The following is an 18803-nucleotide window of genomic DNA, read 5'->3' on the forward strand; positions in this document are numbered from 1 at the left end:
GGGCCTGCGATTCACCTTCGGTAAGACCGGTCAGCGATGATGACCGGAACTATTCTCCAGAGTTGTCTCGACGCGGTGGTACGTGAGCCTGAGAGATTCCCGGGGAGGATGTTGCTCCTACGGCGCCCATTCAAGGGGGTCTCCCACCGCGCGTCATCGACGTTTTCGGTTGTGAGAGGAGACCTTACACAGTCCGACCTACTTTGTCTTCCCGAAACAGCGGGCTCGTGTGAGGCGGCGCACTAACAACAGAATTGCGATAAGTCGGTTGTCATATTTGTGTTTCACAACACGCTCGGTTGACGCCAAGCTATATGCATGTGGCCAAACGGAGAAGGTGACGAGACCTGCGTTCCTTCGAAAATCGCACATCCTACCGCCGTGGATGAGATCTCTGGGTCGTAATCGAGGCAGCTCAGCAAGCCCGATATCGAATGAGCTCCGGTCTCGGTATCCCGACGTCGAGTTGGAGTAAGCACGAATACTCTCGTCGATGCTAACGACGGCTGAAATCTGACCCTGGCGACGGGCGCATTTTGACCCCTCATTACAGCTCGGCCGATGGTTTCAGTGCAGCAGTGGGTGAGATCCGGCGGCCGCGTCGGGTCGAAGAGATGCCGAACAAGAAGATCGCGCGCCGGTTGGGTGTGGCGCGTAATGCGGTTCGTGCAGCGTTGAAGGCCGTTGACGTTCCTCTAGGATGGGGTCCGAGTGATCCATCCGGAGTACCGCAGGGCCGATCCGTTTGATCGGGTCGAGTATCAACCTGCGCCGTGTCACAGTGGGATCTGCTGTTCCCTGGGATTTCAGATTCCATTGGGACACAACCAGTTCGGCGTATCCCTGGTGTTGATAATGACGTTGACGTTCTTCCGACTCATGGCCTCGATGATGCCACCGACCCGACAGGGCGGGGATCTGACTGAGGGCGTGTGGCAACTGACTGCAAAGTCGGCTGGGTCACCAAACCTGGTGTGGGATCGCGAAGCGGCGATCGGCGGCAAAGGGAAACCGACGACGGTGGCCGCCCATTGCGGCACACTGAGGACCTCGCTGCGGTTGGGCCGCCGCGCGACCCGGAGTTCAACGGAATGGTCGAATGAGCTTTGTCACGTTTCCCGTGTAAGTGAGTGTTGATTCCCTTACTGGTCGAGATCGTCGCGATTGTGCACGATTTGTTCGATAAGGGTTTGGTGGTTGCGGTGGTCGGGTGCGATATCGGCGATGATTCTGGTGGTGTCGCCGTGGTCGTAGAGACGAGTGAGAATGTCGTGGACTGCGTCCAGGACATCGATCGCGACGATCGCTGCAGCGTCGGAATGGGTCAGGCCGTCAGCGTGGGTCATAGTGCCTCTGTTCTGTTATAGGTGGGGTTCGATGCGTTCGCGGTAGACGAGCGCGCGTTGTTCGAGTGCCCGTTTCCAATTGGGGGTGACGGCTCCTTCAATGAGTCGGCCGGGATTTCGCTGGTTGGCGGGCTTACCGCGTTCCTTGTCATGTTCGCGGGCACGCTTGTCTTCGATATTGCAGATCGACAGCCACAACTGTTTCAGCACGACCTGATCGTTGGGAAATGCCCACGCGATTTTGTCACTTTTCCACGCTGCTAGTTCAACGTTTCGATCGAGTTCGTCGTGAAATGACTCGCCGCAACTCAGGCGGGAAAGTCAGGAACGGAGTGAATCGTTCCCACACATCCGTGAACGTCTTGACCGCCGAGGGTAACGCTGCCGAATTCTTTGGCCCCGAACGCGCTCAGCGCGTCAAGGGGCAGCATCCTCGCTGCAGGCCGGTAGATCGGCTTGAGCGCCGCCTCAACGGCTCCATCCCGTCCATGTCGACACCGATGACGATGTCCGAGGCCATGTTGCGCACGCGGGCACCATCGCAGACTTCACCGTCGACAACGTCCCCAGCCTGCGCCGCGACATCATCGCCACCGCAACACGGATTGCCAAGGCGCACAACGTGAGGCTCAACCGGCAGAGGAACGCAACGGACATACAACTCTCTAAGTGCGACGCGCCACTAGCCGTACGTGACCGAGAGACGCACCTGGTCAACGCGATCGAACACCCGCACGTGCCCCCATGACGTCACCGCCGCCCGCCGCCATCATGGAAAAAACCCCTCACCTGCGTAAACAGGTGAGGGGCTTTGCGCGGTGGCGGGGGGATTTGAACCCCCGGTACGGGGTTACCGCACACAGCATTTCGAGTGCTGCACCTTCGGCCGCTCGGACACGCCACCGCGGAAAAGATTACCGCAGGGGTGGCCGATTCCTTAAATCGGCTGGTCAGCGATGAAACGGGACGTTACGCGTCGCTTGCAGGCTTGGTCTCGGCAGCCGGTGCCGACTTCTCAGCGTCGATGAAGGTCTGGGCCGCCTCGGCAGCCGTCTCGGCCGGAGCCTGCGCAGGCGAATCGCTCGGGGCGCCCCCGACGAAACGCTCCTTGATCTCATTGAGCTTCTCGAAGGCGGTCGTGACCGCACCCTGAACCTTCTCGTTCGCGGCGAACTCGTTGAGCTTCTCCACGGCCTGGTTGGTCACGCCCTGGACCTTCTCATTGGCTGCGAACTCGTTGACCTTGCCGACCGCGGTGTTCACCGCGCCCTGGACCTTCTCATTGGCCGCGAACTCGTTGAGTTTGCCGACCGCGGTGTTCACCGCGCCCTGAACTTTCTCATTCGAGGCGAACTCGTTGAACCTCTGCTTGGCCGCGTCGACGGCCTCGGTGACTTTGTCATTGGCGTCGGACATGTTTTCTCCCTTGTAGACAGACGGGATGTGCCCCACCAATCTGCCACATACCCGGCCCGTCGGCACCCTGAGGTGTGCTCTGATTTTTACCCGGATCTTCCGCGGCGGGCGGCGAAAAAGTCCTGCACAATGGCCGCGCATCGGTCCGCGAGGACTCCGCCGCGCACCTGCGGCCGATGTGTCAGACGCGGGTCGCGTAATACATCCCACAATGATCCGACGGCGCCGGTCTTCGGTTCGTACGCGCCGAAGATGACGCGTTCCACTCGGGAAAGCGAAATCGCGCCGGCACACATCGTGCACGGCTCGACTGTGACTGCGATGGTGCACCCCTCCAACCGCCACCCGTCGCCGTGGCGTCGAGCAGCCTCCCGAAGCGCAAGAACCTCGGCGTGGGCGCACGGGTCGCCGTCGGCTTCCCGACGATTGCCCGCCCGGGCCAGTTCGACGCCGTCCGCGTCGACGACGACGGCGCCGATCGGGACGTCGTCGGGGCCGGAATGTCGCGCGGCGTCGAGCGCCGCGGTGATCAACGCCTCAAACTCCCGGTCCAGAGCGGACACTAGTGTCCGATGGACTCGAGAACCTTGGTCAATTGCTCGGCGAATCCCAATCGCGCGGCGACCATCGCGAGTTGCTCGTCGGCATACAGGTCCGTGTCGGAGACGATGACGCTCATCACGGCGTCGGGCAGACCCAAGTCGGCGAGGACGCCCAGATCGCCCTCGGGCCACGGGTCGACGTCGTCGAGCTCGTCGGGGTCGATGTCGGGGATCTCGACGTTGAGTGCGTCGAGGACGTCGGCGGCGACGTCGTAGTCGATGCCCGCGGTGGCGTCGGACAGCAGCAGCCGCGTCCCCGACGGCGACGGCCGCAGCACGATGAAGAACTCGTCGTCGACGTCGATGAGCCCGAAAGCTGCGCCTGCGGCGCGCAGGTCGCGCAGCTGGCGTTCGGCGTCGGCGAGGTCGGTCAGTGCGGTCGCGTCGAGTGCGGTCACCTTCCACGCGGTCTCATCACGCACCACCGCAACCGCGAAACCGTCCACGTCAACGTCGTTCGACTGCGCGGACTTCGATCCGCCAGAGCCACCTGCCATGCAGGTCACGGTAGTCGCAAACGGACCGTTCGCCCAACTCAGCGGGTGGTCGTCAACTGTTGGTCAATTACCGGTGCACGATGTGACACGCTGGAGCGGTGAGCATCGACGCACCCATCTGCATTCTCGGACTCGGACTGATCGGCGGATCACTGCTGCGCGTGACCGCAGACAACGGCCGAAAAGCGTTCGGCTACAACAGATCTGCCGCTACGGTCGACGCCGCTCAGGCCGCCGGCTACGACGCGTCGACCGATCTGGTGCAGACGCTGCGCCGCGCCGCCGAGTGCGACGCGGTGATCGTGTTGGCGACGCCGGTGACAGCGCTGGAGTCCGTGCTGCCCGCCGTCGTCGAGCATGCGCCGCGATGTCTGCTCACCGACGTCGTGAGCGTCAAGGAAGAAGTCGCGCGGATCGTCGCGGCTCACCATCCGCAGGCTCGGTACGTGGGCGGACACCCGATGGCGGGAACCAGCGAATCCGGTTGGGACGCAACCGACCCCGCATTGTTCACCGGGGCGATGTGGATGCTCACCACCGCCGACGACACCGACCCCGACGATTGGCGGACCATTGCCGCCATCGCGCTCGACGCCGGGGCGCGGGTCGTGCCCGCGGCGAACGACGCGCACGACCGTGCCGTCGCCGCGATCTCGCACCTGCCGCATCTCACGGCGAATGTGACCGCCGTCGTCGGGGCCGGGGAGAGCAACCTGGCATTGAGTCTCGCCGCCGGAAGTTTCCGCGACGGCACACGGGTCGCCGACACGGCACCCGCTTTGCAGCGCGCCATGCTGGAGGCCAATTCGACCGCGCTGCTCAACGCACTCAGCGAAACCATCGACCGACTCATCCAGGCGCGCGACGAACTACGCGACCACGGCACCGTCGAAATACTCGTCGACGACGGGCATCGCGCACGTCTCGCGTACGACAAGATCGCCGCCGGGCCGCGTGAGGCGATCACCGGAGTCGACGTCGGCGCGCCTGGCTGGGCACACGAAATGCGCAGACAGGCGCACCGCGCCAGGGTATGGCTGGGTTAGATACGGGTGGAGATGCCCGCGTAGTCGAGAACGAAACCGTTGTCGTCGACAGTGACCGCGGTGCTCGCGATCGGAGTGGTGATGTCGATCGCGTCGGCGCCCGCGTTGTAGGTCATCGTCGCACCCTCGACACGTGTCTCCGGAAGATAGACGTAGACCACCGGGATAGACTGCTCGCCGGCGGCGTCGCGGTGCAGACCGAGGCGTCGGATCGGCAACGACTTGAACATCGGGCTCATGGCGATGTCGATGTCCTGGGCGCCGTTGAAGTCACTGTGAACGGTGCCTTCTGCGGTCTGCACCAGCCAGTTGTTCTCGCCGTCGCGGCTGATCGCCACCTGCGACTCGCCGCCGGCACGCACCAGGTGGATGCTGAGCCGTTTGGTGACGCCGATGTCGTTGGTGATCAACTCGTACGACGCCGAATAGGGTTCCTGCTCAGGCTCAGCCGAGATGATCCGCCCGTACGCTTTGATGCGTATGCCGGAGACATGCAGACGGACCTGTTCGAGGCGACTGTTGGTGAGTCGACGCCAGGTGATCATCGACTTGAAGTCGTCGGTGCCGGGGTTGTCGGCCGATTCGAGTGAACTCACCCCTCTACGGTAGGCGACGGAAGACGGTGGGCAGAAGTCATCGGAAAGATCCGATGACGCCGGCCACATTTCGGCCCGAAGGTGAGGGTCGCGGAGCTTGTCGCACCGTCCAGTCCACCTCGATGAGTGCACAGATTCGTCTGATCAGAGTCTTGTCGGCGTTGACCGACGCCGTGATACTCCTTTGGTGACTTCGCCGAATGACATCAACGACATGTCCAAGCACAGTGAGTTCGTCTCACCACCAACCGGCAGCGCCGTGACACCCTTCAACGCACCATCGCCCGACACGGGTCACGCTCCTGCCGCTGTCGCGTCGGGTCTCGCGATGAAGCGGCGCAATCCACTCGGCGTCTGGATTGGGCTGCCGCTGATCACTCTCGGGATCTATCCCCTCGTTTGGTACTACAAGATCCACAAGGAGATGGCCGAGTTCGATCGCCGTCGACAGATTCCCGTTGCGGGACCGATGCTTGTCTTGATTTTCCTGAGTTGGACGGTCATCGCACCGTTAATCAGTTTCCACAACGCCGGTGCACGCATCCGCGACTCCCAGCGCGCCGCGGGGTTAGCTCCGACCTGCTCGCCGACGCTGTCGTGGGTGCTTGCCTTCCTCTTCGGTCTCCATACCCTGTACATGCAGGTCGAACTGAACAAGATCGTCGACCGATATCAGGTTCCTCCGCACACTACTGTCCCGCTGTACGTCTAGAAGCACCACGCACGAAGCCCCGCAGCCTGCACGGAATGGCTGCGGGGCTTTCGCATTCACACCACAAGAGCGCTGATACCCGAGATCACGCTGATCGTCGTGGGCGGCGCTTGGTACTGGTCGCGTAGGACGCTGACGGTCGCGACGACCGTACCCGCTCCGGTCTGGGCGATCGCCGATGTCGGGAGCGAGGCCGGATAGCCGTCGACCTTGTAAGCGGGCTTGCGCCAATGCCTGATGCTGACGACACCTGTCTTGCCGGTGGTGATGTTGTGCCAGGAGATCGACAGCCAACGGTAGGCGTACTGCGAGTAATACGGCGCGGGGTTGACTGCCGAGAAGACAATCGCCGGAGGAGGCGGCGGGTATTGCAAGGTGGTCACGGCGGGCTCAGCCGCGATAGACACCGGCTGGAACGATCCACCCGGCACACCGCCCGGACCGACTTCGAGTCCGCCGATCGCCGGGATCTGAAAGACGATGGTGTTGTCGGCGAGAGGTTTGAGATTCGGCGCTGCCTGGGCGACCGCGGGTAAGGCCACGCCGGCCGCCACCGCGGCCGTGATGGCGATGAGACGAAGTTTCCGCATGCTGTTATCTCTCCTGACCCCGATGCGACTGTGACGATATGGGAGATATCGGACACGATACCGCAGGTGTTAGCCACACTAATTATTTCCCGGCAATGGCGCAGGCGGGGCGGAAAGGCGACTACCGCAGCCGTCAGAACGCGTAGTGTTGCGTCAGTAGCTGATCTGAACAACGCACACCGCGCCGCACACGAGCGCTCGACAGCGAGGGATAAGGTCATGGGCCACCACAAGGAAAACGACGAACTGCGCGAGGATCGGAACGAGCAGGCCGAAGAGCGCGAGGAACGCCGCGACGAAGGCGGCGCCGACAATATCGGATCGCAGGATCGACGCCGCCAGGAAGGCCAGCGATAATCGGCTGACCTCGAAGCGTCTCAAGTGACGATGGCCCCGCCGCTTGCACGAAGCAGGTGGCGGGGCCTTCTTGTGGGACCGATCGGCCCGCATCGTCCGTTTGGTCGATTTCGCCGGAACCTACGCTCGCTCGTCGAGCACTCTGCATAGCATGCCCGTATCGGACACGGTTCGGAGTGGACGTCCCGAGACAGGAAGAAGCGGAACAATGCGAGCAAACCTCTGCGCCACCGTCATCACAGCCGCGGCCGTCGTCTCAATCGCAGCGCCAGGGGTGGCGCAGGCACGCACTGCAAGCACCGGCTCCATCGTCGAATACACGTGGACGTCTGACATGGTTCAGAATCAAATCAGTTACACCGGGACGAACGGGAAGCTCGTCACTCGCGAAGCAAGATTCCGATACCTTCCAATTGGATTCGGCCCTGAGAAGTTCGGTTACGGCGTCAAGATTCGTACCACGAAGAGTCAGCGGGTCCAGTCAAGGGCGACGTCGAGCGGCGCGTTCTCGACGTGCGTGGTGAAGGTCAACGGCCACCAGGTTGCGTCGAACCGCGACTACTTCAGCGGCATGTCGCGCTGTTAGTGCGGCGTTGCTCCTGAATGATCAGGACCGGCATCTGCTCCCTTAGTCCGGAAGCCTGGCAGGAGCAGCCGGGTCATATCCCCTCGGTCGTGTCTTTCGCCCAGAACGGTACGTATCGCATCTTTTGCCGGCTTGCACTCGGGTCGTGAGGCGCGATCAGGTTGGCTTCGAGCGCCTCCCGAATGTAGACGGAGACCGTCGAAGTCTTCGACTCTGGCATCCGAAAGCGCTCTCGCAGAGTCTTATTGGTTACCTGGTCTCCCATCACATGCCTTAAGCACGCATGGAGGTAGACGGCGCGGACCCGTTCCTCCGGCGTCATGTCCTTTACCACCTTCGGTCCGTAGATCGTCACCACGGTATGGCTCGCAGACACCCGTACTTCTGGAGCAGGAAGCTGGTTGAACTCGATCTCGAACCCAATACGGTCCCAACCGCTCCCGCGCTCTTCGCAGATTCCACAGCGACGTAACATCGTAGCGAGCTTCTCATTGCGTGATCTCGGCGCCGCATTGATGAACATGACCGGATCCACCAACGGTTCGCCTGGGTTTGTTATCTCAAGGCGATTGTCGTAGATCTCGATAAGTGGACCGGCTCCGGTCATCGAAAGGTCCTGGTGGACCAGGGCGTTAGCGATAAGCTCGCGCACCGCGGAGACAGGATAGGCGTGAACCTGTTCCCGCAGGGCTTTGTCGATACGCTCGCTCCGCGGCAATGCATCATTGACAAAGTCAACGAGACCGACGAACCCGGTGGCATACCCGCGCCGCCCCTCTACTTCGCGCTCAGCGCTGACCTTCGATTGACCTCGGTATTTGATGACCCTTGCGGCCTTGCGCTCGATATATGGGAAATCTCGTAGGTCTTGCGCGAAGAGCAGCGCACCGAGGTTCGTAACCGCGAACCGGCCGGTGTCCTCGTCTGTGATCAGACTGTGGTTGACCATCTGTTCGAGAACGTCGTCGGTTGCTGGCACTTGCCAACCCTGCAACGAGTAGTAGCTGGCGTAGTCGATCTTGCTTAGGAGTTCCTCGGGCGTCATCGGATCAGATGCCAGCTGCAACTCGTATGGAGTGGCATCGAGCGCACGCCACAGTTGCCCGTTCAGCGTGACATTCGCGCGCAACTTTTTTGTATAGCTTCCGACCCGGATGTACTCCTCACCATTGAACTTAACCGGTGCATGACTTGCCGCCTGCACTTCGAGGACCAGGACACGCTTACCGCCGACCTGTCCTTCATGGAGCGTCATCGCTGGCGCGGGATCGAGTAGGCGGTGCAACCAGGGGATCAGGTCCTCGTTGCCTTTGCCCTTGGTGACGTACGGATCGAAGTGCGTTCCAACCACCGAGTGGTCTGCATCCGCAACACCCCAAACGAGGTACGCGCGAGGTTTGCGATGCAGGGTGGCCGAGTTGGATAGACCTGAGATCCGCTGCCCTATCTCGGAGGGCACCGCTAGGTTCTCCTTGAACTCGATCCACTCGGTTTCCACCGGTCGACTGATGAGTCGGCCAACCAGGCCTGCGAACTCTTCCGCGCTCAGCTGTGAGCTGTGCACTGCGTAACTCCTAACACCTTCGTCCGCGACCTGGCTCTCAGGCAGAGCGGCACCCGTCGGGTCATGACCTTAAATGAAAAGACGCAGGTCAGATACCTCGCAGGTGAAGTCTAGACGGATTCGCTTAAATGCCCGAGCATCGACCACCGTTGTCTTCCGCAAGTTGCGACCCGAGGGCCGCAGAGAGATGAGTCGGCCAACCAGGCCTGCGAACTCTTCCGCGCTCAGCTGTGAGCTGTGCACTGCGTAACTCCTAACACCTTCGTCCGCGACCTGGCTCTCAGGCAGAGCGGCACCCGTCGGGTCATGACCTTAAATGAAAAGACGCAGGTCAGATACCTCGCAGGTGAAGTCTAGACGGATTCGCTTAAATGCCCGAGCATCGACCACCGTTGTCTTCCGCAAGTTGCGACCCGAGGGCCGCAGAGAGCTACCGGCCGCGACCAAAACGGTGACTATTCGGTGACTTCGGTCGCCTCGACTCGGTGAAGTAGAAACACCCCGCGCCTGTTCGCGCAGGTAGCGGGGTGTTTTCGTGGTGCGCCCGAAGGGATTCGAACCCCTAACCTCTTGATCCGTAGTCAAGTGCTCTATCCGTTGAGCTACGGGCGCATGCCTGTGTTCAGTTGTGTCTTCCGCTGTCGGCTGACCGCGGTCGGCGGAGGCGAGAGGATTTGAACCTCCGGTCCCATTTTGGTGAGACAACTCATTAGCAGTGAGTCCCATTCGGCCGCTCTGGCACGCCTCCCAGCGAAGTCCTTGTTGAACTGCCGGGATCAAAGACTACACACAGTGGTTCAGAGTAAGCAAACCGGCAGGCCAGCACCGGATTTCGGCTGTCCGATAGGCTGTCACGTGTGACGCTGAGCATCCGCCCCGACCTCGACGACCTTCCCGTCTACGTTCCCGGAAAGACCTTCCCCGGAGCGATCAAACTCGCGAGCAACGAGGTCACCGAGGGACCGCTGCCGAGCGTGCGCGACGCCATCGCGGAAGCGGCGTCGAACGCGAATCGCTACCCCGACAACGGGATGGTCGCACTGACCGGCGAGTTGGCCAAGTCCCTCGGGGTGACCGAGGACGAGATCCAGGTGGGGTGCGGCTCAGTCACGTTGTGCCAGAACCTGATCACCATCACCGCCCAAGTCGGCGACGAGGTGCTGTTCGGGTGGCGTTCCTTCGAGACCTACCCGCTCGCGACGCGCGTGGCGGGTGCCACGCCGGTCCAGATTCCACTCACCGAGGACCTCGTCTACGACCTCGACGCCATGGCTGCGGCCATCACCGATCGCACCCGACTGATCTTCGTGTGCAACGCCAACAATCCAACCGGAACCGTCGTCGACGCCGCCGACCTCGTCGCGTTCCTGCGCAAGGTGCCGTCGCACATCATCGTGGCGCTCGACGAGGCGTACTTCGAGTACAACCGCCTGACGCCCGAGCAAGCGTACGACGCCATCGAGCTGCGCAAAGAATTTCCGAATCTCGTTGTGCTGCGCACCTTTTCGAAAGCATACGGACTGGCCGGACTGCGCGTCGGCTATGCGGTCGCGGACCCGACAGTCATCACCGCACTCGGCAAGGTGCACATTCCGTTCTCGGTGAACAGCCTCGCCCAGAGCGCCGCTGTCGCCTGCCTCGCGGCCGGCGACGAATTGCTCGCCCGCACCGACGCCGTCGTCGCCGAGCGCGAGCGGATGACCGCCGAATTGCGCACCCTCGGATATCGAGTACCAGACTCGCAGACGAACTTCGTCTGGATCGAATTGGGTGACGACACAACGGAATTCGCAGCCGCATGTGTCGCGGCCGGGGTGGTCATCCGACCGTTCGCCGGCGACGGCGCGCGCGTGACCGTCACCCACCGGCAGGAGAACGACGCCTTCCTCGCCTTCGCCCGACGCTGGGCGGCGAGGGGCTGAGCTCATGTCGGGTGTGACGAGCGCCGACTTCGGCTGGTTCGCCGAGTCGTTTCCGGGCCTCGACGAGTGCGGCTACTGCCTGACACTGGTCAGCAACGTCGACGCCGACGGATTACTGAGCGCGCTGGGCGCGCATCGGATCGGCGACGTCACCGGAGTCGGTGAGCTGAACGAGCCGTCGTACACCGCGTGGGACGAATACGGCGGCGACGAACTGGTCGTCGGCGTCGCAACGCTCGACGACGGTTGGGCCATGATGCTCGAGGAGAACGGATACCTCGGTATCACCGGAACATTGATGCAGCCGGTCTCGGTCGGCCGGGAGATCGTTGCGCACTACCGCAACGTCGACGCGCTGGACCACTTCGTGTGGTGGCGCGACGGAATCGACGAACTGAGTTTCGAGCCGCTGTTCGCGACGTCGCGCAGTGGCGCGCAACCCGACGGCCTGCTCGACGTGATGCGCGACGTCGGGTTCCGCGTCGACGACCCCGACACCGCGGTCACCGAGTTCGATCACACCGCGGCGGCGTTCGCGTTGGCCGAGCGGATCACAGGGGTGACCATCACTGCGGATCTACTGAACAGCGCCCATTTGGAGCTCGGCCGGGTGACCGTGCCGCATTGAGGGACTAAAGACCGCGGGAAATCGTCGGCCACAGAACCGGCAGGTCACGACGCCAGTAGGGCCAGCTGTGGGTACCGATGAAGCGGAATCCGTCGGTGTAGGCGATGCCCTTGGTGCGCAGGTCCCACGCGAATTCCATCGAGCAGCGGTAGGCGGCGAGTTCGAGCGCCGACCCCGACGCTGTCACCGCTTCCTTGGGGATGCCACCGTCGGGACGGGCGTCGAGGTCGAGCGGCCCCACCGCCCCCGACCCGGCCGAGATGAAGATGTTCTTGCCACGCAGCGCATCGAGATTCGACGTCGGGTCGTGCGCGATCCATCCGCTGGAGCCGTACGGGCCCCACATGTTGCTCGCATCGCCGCCGGCGCGACCGACCGTGGTGCGCACGTAGCCCTCATTGAGCGGCGCCGCGACGGGTGGGCAGCCGCTCAACGACGCGATACCCGTGTAGAGCGCGGGGTGTCGGACGGCCAGCGCGAAAGCCGCCTGCCCGCCCATCGACAGCCCGATCACCGCGTTGCGTCCGGTGCCGTTGAACCGCGCGTCGATCAGCGGCGGCAGCTCCTTGGTGAGAAACGTCTCCCACATCGGCTTGCCGAGTTTGCGATCGCGTTTGCGCCAGTCCGTGTAGAACGTGCCGGCACCGCCGACCGGTAGCACGACGTTGACGTTCTTGTCGGCGAAGAATTCGCCCGCGCGCCCCTTGGTGATCCAGTCGCTGACGTCGCCGGTGGCACCCGCACCGTCGAGCAGGTACACGGTCGAACGCCGACCGGTGCCGTTCTGCGGTGTCAACACCGAGACCTTGACCTTGCCGCCCATCGACGGCGAGTTCACCCAGATGTCGGTGCGCAATGCACTGAGCTTCTTCATCAGGGAGATCTGAGCGACGGGATGCTCGGTGCCGGGCAGAGTCGACGTCGGAGCGGCACCGGCGACCCCCGGCACACACAGTCCAGCGGCGATGCTTGCCGCCGAAAAGGCTATGACCAGGCGTTTCGTTATGCTCACTACTGTCTTTCCGGCCAGGCCATCTCGTCGTGCAGGAGAATGAAGCAACGTTTCCGTCCGCTCGGTCGTCATCTGAACGAACGACGAATACTCCTAGCCTAACGATGCCGCGCCATGATCGCGAGTCGGCACAGCCTATTCTCAGGGTGCTGAAGATTCGCCGATCCGAATATGTCCGATCGCAGATTGCACCATGCCGATGACGAATAGATGACGAGGAGTCGAACGATGGCTGGACTAGCAGCGGACGGCTATGCGTTCACCGCGACGGTGCCGGTCCGCTGGTCCGATATGGACGCCTTCGGGCACGTCAATCACGCTCGCATGGTGACCCTGATGGAGGAAGCGCGCATCGAGTGGCTCCTGTCGGCGGGCGAGGAGTACCAGCCGCTGATCAAGAGCGCGATGATCGTGCACGTCGACATCCGCTATCAGGCCCAGTTGCGCCACGACGACTCGCCGCTGCGAATTGGCATGTGGATCAAGCGGTTTCGATCAGTCGACTTCACCATCGGCTACGAAATCCGGGCAAACGACACCAATGCGGCGAATAGCCGCCCGGCGTGTGTGGCCACCACGCAGATGGCCGTCGTCGACGTCGAGGCGCACACCCTGCGTCGACTCACGCCGACGGAGAAGGACTATCTGACGCACTGGTCGCGCCCCTGAGCCCGGCCCTACGACGGTTCGTAGCGCTCCGGAAGCTCCATCGGCGCACTCATCGAAATACGGGCGATATTGCCCTGCAATACATCCCGATAAATGCGTAGCTGTTCTTCACCCGCGCGTACTTGTTCGGTTACCCGTTTGGAATTATCGGCCGAAATCTCGCGTTCTCCGGCGCGGGAGATCAAATGATCGATTCGGTCGTCGATTGCCGACGCATGATTGTATTCAGCGAGTAATCGCAATTCGACGGCGGCCGATTCGACGACGTGCGCAACCTCGGTCAGCGCCTGGACGCGGTCGATGAGCTGACTCCAGACCGGCCGCAGCGCAGCCTCTTTGGCGGCGATGTGGTCGGCGAACGACTGATCGAAACCACCGTTGCGCAGGGCGCGGTCGAGGTCGACGCGCACCGAACGCAACGCGATCACATCGGCGGCGATCTCGGCCAACTCGGCGTGCAAATTCACCTGCGTCCGGGGAATCGCGAAATGGTCCGAACTCCACGCGGGATTGCGGACGATGCGGTCGTAGTAGTGTCCGGCGACGAAAAGGATCGTCTCGTACCCGTCGACGAATCGCGCCTCCCGTTGCGGCCCGGACGTCGCGGTCGGCTCGGAGAACAGCTGACTGGCCCATTGTTCGGCCTGCGATCCCGACGCCCGCGACGCCACCTGCCCGACGACGCCCGCGATGCGCTCGATCGCCGCGCTGCCCGCCTTGCGCATGTAGTTGACGTTGTTGACGTTCGGCGTCGGGGTGCACAGCAGCCCGCCGAACAACCGTTCCCGGTCTTCGAGCTCCAGGTACACGTTCTCCCGCCGCTCGCGGCGGATGGCCCGCGTCCCCGACGCGAACACGCCTTTGGCGATCACCACCGACTTGTGCACCTCGTCGCGCCGACGCTGCAGACCGTTGAGCCGGTTACGCAGCACCGCGGCGACCATCGACGGCATCATCGGATTGCTCAACTGCTGCTCCACCTGCGCGATGCTGCGCTGCAGGCGCCGCAACTCGCTGAATCCGCCGGGCACGCCCGGCAGCGGCAGGCCCGTCGAGGCACGTCGAACGACGATCGACCGTGCGGCGGGAGCCAGAAAACCGGCCCCGATCATCAGCGCGGCGTTATCCGACAGTTCGGCTCGCTCACCCGGCATCCGCGATGCGTCGCACCAGGCCCGGATGTCCGCGCTCGACGACGAATTGAAGTTGGCACTCACCCTCGACATGGTACCGCCGACCTGCGACATCGGGCCGTGCCTCGCATCACCGACCGCACTCGAACAGCGGTCACGTCAGCCGATGCAACGCCCACGCAGGCGGGATCGATGCGAGCGCGGTCACCGCGACGACGACGAGCACCGAATCCCCGCCGAAGGTGCGATACCGGAATGCGGCCATCACGCATTCGAGCACGATCACATGCACCAGAAAGATCTCGTAGGAGATCTCGCCGAGCCACGCCACCGGGCGCGAGCCGCACAGGCGTGACCACGCGGTGTCGTCGGCGACGGTCAACGGACCGATCAACGCTACGGATATCAGCAGGTACAACAGGTGTTTGACGACGGTCTGCGGGGCGGTGTCGGGGATGATGGTCGGGCCGCCCGCGATCGTCGACGCCGAGACCGCGAACAGCACCACCGCGATGCTCACCGACGGCCACGCCGGCCAGCGTCGAATCAGGTCACGGCACACGGCCAGCATCATCCCGGCCGCGAACCACGCCACGAAGGCCGGTGCCCAGAGTCGGGCGGTGGTGTCGGCGCCCGAGCCGATGGCGACCGCGAACGTCCAGATCGGAGATACGAGCATCACCGCGGCGAGCCCGGCGATCAGCAGGTCGGGTCGCCACCCCGACGTCGGGGAACGTCGGGACACGACCACCACCAGCAGCCAGGCCAGCGGTGGAAGCATCAGGTAATAGACCACCTCCGCGGCGAGGCTCCACATCTGGGTCAGCCCGGCGTGCAGGTGGCCGAATCCATAGACCTGCGTCAACGTCATGTTTCGCACGAACCCGCCCCACCCGGTCCCGTAGGTGGCCGGATCGGTCGGCAGCCAGCGGGCCAGTGACGGTCCGGCGTGGTCGCGCATCGCATAGACCAGGTAGACGACGATGACGGTGAGCCAGTACGCGGGCAGAATCCGGCGGGCCCGGTGGATGAAGTACGTCGTCGACGACGGAAGGGCCGCGCTGGGCTGTGTCGCCGAGCGTACCCAGGGCCGAAACAACAGGTACCCGGACAAGACGAAGAAGATCGCGACGCCCACCTCGGCGCGGGCCCAGAGGCGGCCGGGGTAGTCGTCGGAATAGTGGCCGGTCCAGTAGGCGGCGTGGGTGACCAGGACGGCGAATGCCGCGAAAGCACGGATTCCGGTCAACGACGCGACGCGCTGGCCTGCGGTGGCGGCGGTGCTCATCACCGCCGATCGTAAACGCCCGACGCTCACGGAGCACTGACGGATAACTGCCAGGTTTCGGTTTGGTGACCGAGCTAGGCACTTCGACGCCGCGCGCGACATACTCGACCGGTTGTTACTGGTGTGATGTGTGTGACTGATGAGATGCGAGTGCAGCGCGCCTCGTAGGAGGACCGACTTGTGAGAATGCCGATCGTGGCCACGGTGACGGCCGTCGTCGCCGCGCTGGCGCTCAGCACCGGCCCGGCCGTGGCGGCACCGGCTCCGCCGTCGCCTGCGCCCTCCCCCGCACCAGCGCGACCCGGTCCGCCGGCAGCGATTCCCGGCCCCGCCATCACCCGCGTGGTCGCCACCCGCCCGGTTCGCGAGCGGCTCCGGCTACGCATCTACTCGGCGTCGATGCAGCGTGAGGTCGTCGTCGACCTGCAGCGCCCCAAGGGCGCCGAGAAGAGCCGCGACAAGCGCCCGACGCTGTACATGCTCGACGGCGCCGAGGCGCGCGACGATCAGTCGGGGTGGTACTCGCAGACCGACGTCGGGGCGTTGGCGTCGACGCAGAACGTGAACGTCGTGACCCCGGTCGGCGATCCGCACAGCTACTACACCGACTGGCAGCGCGTCGACCCGGGCATCGGCCGCAAGTACATGTGGGAGACGTTTCTGACCAGGGAGTTGCCGCCGATCATCGACCACGACTTCGGCGGAAGCGGCCGCAACGCCATCGCGGGCGCGTCGATGGGCGGCCTCGCCGCGCTGACGCTGGCGATGCGACGTCCCGATCTCTACACCGGCGTCGCGGGTTTCAGCGATTGCGCCAACATCTCCAGCGGCCCCAACAAATTCTTCACCGAGTGGGACATCAGCCGCGGCGGCGGAAATTCGATGAACATGTGGGGGAAATTCACCGACCCCGACTGGGCGGCCCACGACCCGTACGTACACGCCGATCAACTGGCCGGCAAGACGATCTACATCTCGTCGGGCAACGGCATCCCGGCCTCGTACAACAACCTGGCGGCCGATCCGATGAATTCCACGCTGGCCGGGATGTTCCTCGAGTTCGGCAGCGCATTGTGCACCGGCCAGATGAGTACTCGGTTGAAGGCGCTCAACATCGCCTTCACGTCGAATCTGCGGTCGTCGGGCACGCATCGCTGGGAGTACTGGAAAGACGAACTGCACGTGGCGTGGCCGGTGCTGATGAACTCGCTCGGGTTGTCGGCGGCACCGGCTCCATAGGGCGATCGACGCGATTTCGCGCGATGTCGGCACGCGCGCCTAGACTGCCATGGAGTTCATCGGACACAGAGTTCAACCGACGAAAGGACCGTCATGTGCATGCCCGTGCAATGTGAGACGTGCGGCAAGATCACCTGGGCCGGGTGCGGCGAGCACATCGACGAGGTACGCGCGAGCGTACCTGCCGAGCAATGGTGCGACGGCCGGCATGAGGCCGTCGCACCCTAGGGTGCGGTGGTGATCAGAACCACGGTGTCGCCGTAGGGCTGGTTGCGTCCCTTGATCTTCGCGCCGATGGTGTTGAGCACCTTCGACACAGACACCTGAAACCCATACTTGGCCTTGACCGCGGCCTGCACGGCGTCGAACTCCGGACCCGACGTCACCAATTGCGCGGTGCCGTCGGTCTTGGTGGCGCCCGCTGCGACGACGCCGCGCTGATTGCACGCGACCACCTCGACCTTGGGATTGTTGCGGAGCCGCTTGGCTTTGCCCGACGTCGACGACGTCCAGAAACCGAGCCGGTCGCCGTCGACGGGCACCACCCAGACGGGCGTCGCGATGGCTTCCCCGGATTTGCGGAACGTCGTCACCGAGATGAACTTCTCGTTGCTCAATGTCATGCGCTAAGGCTAAGCGCAGGTACTGACATCAGCGACCTGACCTGTATGAATGCCGGTAATGTCCGATGGCCGCAGCTCGAACCCGGGAGGACCTCTTGTTCACCGTCGCATCGTTCAACGTCAACGGCATCCGCGCCGCGCGCCGCCGCGGGTTCGACGCGTGGCTGTCGTCGGGCGCCCCCGACGTCGTCGGGCTGCAGGAATTGCGGTGTCCGGCGACGGAGGTCGGCGAGTTCCCGGGTTACGTGACGTCGGCCGACGTCGGGTCGATTCCCGGGCGCAACGGCGTCGCGCTGCTCACCCGTGCGGCGCCGGCGGCCGTGCGCAGTTGGGCGACTCATCCGCCACGGGCCCGCAGTCTGCGCGAATTCGCGACGCACGGCCGGTATCTAGAGGTCGACTTGGCCGACCGACCGGTGACCATCGCCTGCCTCTACCTTCCCAAGGGTGGTCTGCCTGCCGCATTACAGCGGCCCGGCTCGATGCGGGAGGAACCCGACGGTGGCGCGAAGCATGCGCGCAAGATCCGCTTCTTCACCGGGTTCGCGCACGAGCTGAATCGAAATCGGTTGTCCGCCTTACGTTCCGGCCGTGAGTTCATCCTGCTCGGCGACCTCAACGTCGCGCACACGCACCATGATGTGACCAATTGGCGGGCCGCCCGCAAGATGGACGGCTTCCTTCCCGAGGATCGCGAATGGTTCGGTTCGCTGCTCGGAACACGACGACTGGTCGACGTCGTGCGGCACGTCCACGGCGATCGGCCCGGCCCGCTCACCTGGTGGAGCTGGGCCGGGCAGTCGTTCGTCAACGACGTCGGGTGGCGGGTGGATCACCAACTGGCGACGCCCGGACTGGCGGCGCGGGCGACACAGACGTGGGTCGACAAGGCCGCGTCGCCGGAGGGGCGATTGTCCGACCACGCACCGTTGATGGTCGGATACGGAGACGTCTGACGCACCGCCTCGGCCGACCTG

Annotated in this window: 20 protein-coding genes, 3 tRNA genes, 1 pseudogene and 1 riboswitch; of the genes and pseudogenes, 9 read left to right on the top strand and 15 right to left on the bottom strand. The window is 63.7% G+C overall.

Going from position 1 to position 18803, the window contains the following annotated elements; all coding sequences use genetic code 11:
* Nucleotides 1-66: 66 nt before the first annotated feature.
* Nucleotides 67-156: riboswitch (glycine riboswitch) on the bottom strand.
* Nucleotides 157-1142: 986 nt separating this feature from the next.
* From HH308_RS21670 to HH308_RS21695, 6 genes and pseudogenes are all read right to left on the bottom strand, one after another.
* Entirely contained in the window at nt 1143-1346 is a 204-nt protein-coding gene (locus HH308_RS21670) for a hypothetical protein (protein ID WP_170196337.1), read from the bottom strand.
* Nucleotides 1347-1361: 15 nt separating this feature from the next.
* A pseudogene (locus tag HH308_RS29960) lies at nt 1362-1837 on the bottom strand (transposase); the annotation flags it as partial.
* 325 nt (nt 1838-2162) lie between these two features.
* Nucleotides 2163-2250 (bottom strand) — tRNA-Ser (locus HH308_RS21680).
* A 65-nt stretch (nt 2251-2315) separates the two neighbouring features.
* Complete coding sequence (locus HH308_RS21685; RefSeq protein WP_312870783.1) at nt 2316-2762, bottom strand: mannosyltransferase; 447 nt, start codon at nt 2760-2762, stop codon at nt 2316-2318.
* Nucleotides 2763-2848: 86 nt separating this feature from the next.
* Complete coding sequence (locus HH308_RS21690) at nt 2849-3316, bottom strand: nucleoside deaminase (protein WP_170196359.1); 468 nt, start codon at nt 3314-3316, stop codon at nt 2849-2851.
* Between the two features lie 8 nt (nt 3317-3324).
* A complete protein-coding gene (locus tag HH308_RS21695; RefSeq protein WP_170196339.1) occupies nt 3325-3861 on the bottom strand; it encodes a tRNA adenosine deaminase-associated protein in 537 nt (178 codons plus the stop codon).
* Between the two features lie 98 nt (nt 3862-3959).
* Here HH308_RS21695 and HH308_RS21700 point away from each other — a divergent pair, with 98 nt between their 5' ends.
* Nucleotides 3960-4907: a prephenate dehydrogenase gene (locus HH308_RS21700; RefSeq protein WP_170196340.1), complete on the top strand. Its 948-nt coding sequence runs from the start codon at nt 3960-3962 to the stop codon at nt 4905-4907.
* Here HH308_RS21700 and HH308_RS21705 read toward each other — a convergent pair.
* Nucleotides 4904-5452, bottom strand: a complete 549-nt coding sequence (locus HH308_RS21705) for a putative glycolipid-binding domain-containing protein (protein ID WP_211188711.1) — start codon at nt 5450-5452, stop codon at nt 4904-4906. The genes HH308_RS21700 and HH308_RS21705 overlap by 4 nt on opposite strands.
* A 238-nt stretch (nt 5453-5690) precedes the next feature.
* On the opposite strand from HH308_RS21705, the gene HH308_RS21710 reads away from it, so the two are divergent.
* The gene (locus HH308_RS21710; protein WP_312870784.1) at nt 5691-6215 is read left to right on the top strand and encodes a DUF4234 domain-containing protein; all 525 of its coding nucleotides are present in this window, start codon (nt 5691-5693) and stop codon (nt 6213-6215) included.
* Nucleotides 6216-6271: 56 nt separating this feature from the next.
* Here the strand turns inward: HH308_RS21710 and HH308_RS21715 are convergent, their stop codons facing one another.
* Complete coding sequence (locus HH308_RS21715; protein WP_170196342.1) at nt 6272-6805, bottom strand: hypothetical protein; 534 nt, start codon at nt 6803-6805, stop codon at nt 6272-6274.
* Nucleotides 6806-7024: 219 nt separating this feature from the next.
* Between HH308_RS21715 and HH308_RS21720 the strand changes: the two genes are divergently transcribed.
* Complete coding sequence (locus HH308_RS21720; protein ID WP_170196343.1) at nt 7025-7162, top strand: hypothetical protein; 138 nt, start codon at nt 7025-7027, stop codon at nt 7160-7162.
* Nucleotides 7163-7821: 659 nt separating this feature from the next.
* Here the strand turns inward: HH308_RS21720 and HH308_RS21725 are convergent.
* From HH308_RS21725 to HH308_RS21735, 3 genes are all read right to left on the bottom strand, one after another.
* Nucleotides 7822-9312, bottom strand: coding sequence for an ATP-binding protein (locus HH308_RS21725; protein ID WP_312870785.1), 1491 nt, complete (start codon nt 9310-9312; stop codon nt 7822-7824).
* A gap of 536 nt (nt 9313-9848) precedes the next feature.
* Nucleotides 9849-9924 (bottom strand) — tRNA-Arg (locus HH308_RS21730).
* A 47-nt stretch (nt 9925-9971) separates the two neighbouring features.
* A tRNA-Ser gene (locus HH308_RS21735) sits at nt 9972-10060 on the bottom strand.
* A gap of 109 nt (nt 10061-10169) precedes the next feature.
* Here HH308_RS21735 and hisC point away from each other — a divergent pair.
* Together hisC and HH308_RS21745 are read left to right on the top strand one after the other, a co-directional pair.
* Nucleotides 10170-11234, top strand: a complete 1065-nt coding sequence (gene hisC / locus HH308_RS21740) for a histidinol-phosphate transaminase (RefSeq protein ID WP_170196344.1) — start codon at nt 10170-10172, stop codon at nt 11232-11234.
* A gap of 4 nt (nt 11235-11238) precedes the next feature.
* Complete coding sequence (locus HH308_RS21745) at nt 11239-11862, top strand: DUF6461 domain-containing protein (protein ID WP_170196345.1); 624 nt, start codon at nt 11239-11241, stop codon at nt 11860-11862.
* A gap of 4 nt (nt 11863-11866) precedes the next feature.
* On the opposite strand, the gene HH308_RS21750 is transcribed toward HH308_RS21745, so the two are convergent.
* Nucleotides 11867-12874, bottom strand: coding sequence for an alpha/beta hydrolase (locus HH308_RS21750; RefSeq protein WP_376767247.1), 1008 nt, complete (start codon nt 12872-12874; stop codon nt 11867-11869).
* A gap of 228 nt (nt 12875-13102) precedes the next feature.
* On the opposite strand from HH308_RS21750, the gene HH308_RS21755 reads away from it, so the two are divergent.
* Nucleotides 13103-13543 carry an acyl-CoA thioesterase gene (locus HH308_RS21755; protein ID WP_170196347.1) on the top strand — a complete coding sequence of 147 codons (441 nt, stop codon included), beginning with the start codon at nt 13103-13105 and terminating at the stop codon, nt 13541-13543.
* A gap of 8 nt (nt 13544-13551) precedes the next feature.
* Here the strand turns inward: HH308_RS21755 and HH308_RS21760 are convergent, their stop codons facing one another.
* Nucleotides 13552-14769 (bottom strand): hypothetical protein, encoded by a 1218-nt coding sequence (locus HH308_RS21760; protein WP_170196348.1) that lies wholly within the window; start codon nt 14767-14769, stop codon nt 13552-13554.
* A 61-nt stretch (nt 14770-14830) separates the two neighbouring features.
* Nucleotides 14831-15964, bottom strand: a complete 1134-nt coding sequence (locus HH308_RS21765; protein ID WP_170196349.1) for an acyltransferase family protein — start codon at nt 15962-15964, stop codon at nt 14831-14833.
* A 186-nt stretch (nt 15965-16150) separates the two neighbouring features.
* Between HH308_RS21765 and HH308_RS21770 the strand changes: the two genes are divergently transcribed.
* Together HH308_RS21770 and HH308_RS30260 are read left to right on the top strand one after the other, a co-directional pair.
* Nucleotides 16151-17203 carry an alpha/beta hydrolase gene (locus HH308_RS21770; RefSeq protein ID WP_170196350.1) on the top strand — a complete coding sequence of 351 codons (1053 nt, stop codon included), beginning with the start codon at nt 16151-16153 and terminating at the stop codon, nt 17201-17203.
* Between the two features lie 99 nt (nt 17204-17302).
* Nucleotides 17303-17431, top strand: a complete 129-nt coding sequence (locus tag HH308_RS30260; protein WP_281363004.1) for a DUF8730 family Cys-rich protein — start codon at nt 17303-17305, stop codon at nt 17429-17431.
* Here HH308_RS30260 and HH308_RS21775 read toward each other — a convergent pair.
* Nucleotides 17428-17826 (bottom strand): PPOX class F420-dependent oxidoreductase, encoded by a 399-nt coding sequence (locus tag HH308_RS21775; RefSeq protein WP_170196351.1) that lies wholly within the window; start codon nt 17824-17826, stop codon nt 17428-17430. The two genes, HH308_RS30260 and HH308_RS21775, sit on opposite strands and share 4 nt — an antisense overlap.
* A gap of 65 nt (nt 17827-17891) precedes the next feature.
* On the opposite strand from HH308_RS21775, the gene HH308_RS21780 reads away from it, so the two are divergent.
* Nucleotides 17892-18782 carry an exodeoxyribonuclease III gene (locus HH308_RS21780; RefSeq protein WP_170196352.1) on the top strand — a complete coding sequence of 297 codons (891 nt, stop codon included), beginning with the start codon at nt 17892-17894 and terminating at the stop codon, nt 18780-18782.
* The last annotated feature ends 21 nt before the right edge of the window (nt 18783-18803 follow it).

Origin of the sequence: Gordonia asplenii (assembly GCF_012933505.1) — a bacterium.
Taxonomy (GTDB): Bacteria; Actinomycetota; Actinomycetes; order Mycobacteriales; family Mycobacteriaceae; genus Gordonia; species Gordonia asplenii.